Source organism: Desulfonatronum sp. SC1 (genome assembly GCF_003046795.1).
Classification (GTDB): Bacteria; Desulfobacterota; Desulfovibrionia; order Desulfovibrionales; family Desulfonatronaceae; genus Desulfonatronum.
Genome location: NZ_PZKN01000239.1, coordinates 1 through 388 on the forward strand (window position 1 = coordinate 1; position 388 = coordinate 388).

Sequence of the window (388 nt, forward strand, 5' to 3'; positions counted from 1 at the left end):
CTTTCGGTGTAGCAGTGTTAATATCCAGATTGGCATATTGTTTCAACCGCGGCACAATCCAGTTCCATGCCCAGTGAAAATAGGCGTCTTTCCAAGTGGCAAATTTAGAGTTGATATCGTTCAGATTATTCAGACTACCTGATTCAATCTCTTCTACCAACCAATCTACCTTTTCTTTGGGAACCAGCAGTCCGGCAATGTCCACCCAGTCGCCTACACCTTCGTTACCCTCTGGTTGAAGGGCTTTGCGCATCTCTTCAGTTGTTGTATATTCAGCTGTTTCCAGTTTTTTAACCAAGCCGTTACCCAGAAATTTCACAAGTCCCAATTGGTACATCTCAATGCCACGCTCAAGAGCCGAAGCGGTGATTTTTACGCTGTTATACAT

1 protein-coding gene is annotated in these 388 nt (G+C 44.3%); it reads right to left on the bottom strand.

Going from position 1 to position 388, the window contains the following annotated elements:
* Positions 1-388: DUF4954 family protein (locus tag C6366_RS21395; RefSeq protein WP_146164967.1), on the bottom strand; the 388-nt coding region annotated here is incomplete at both ends.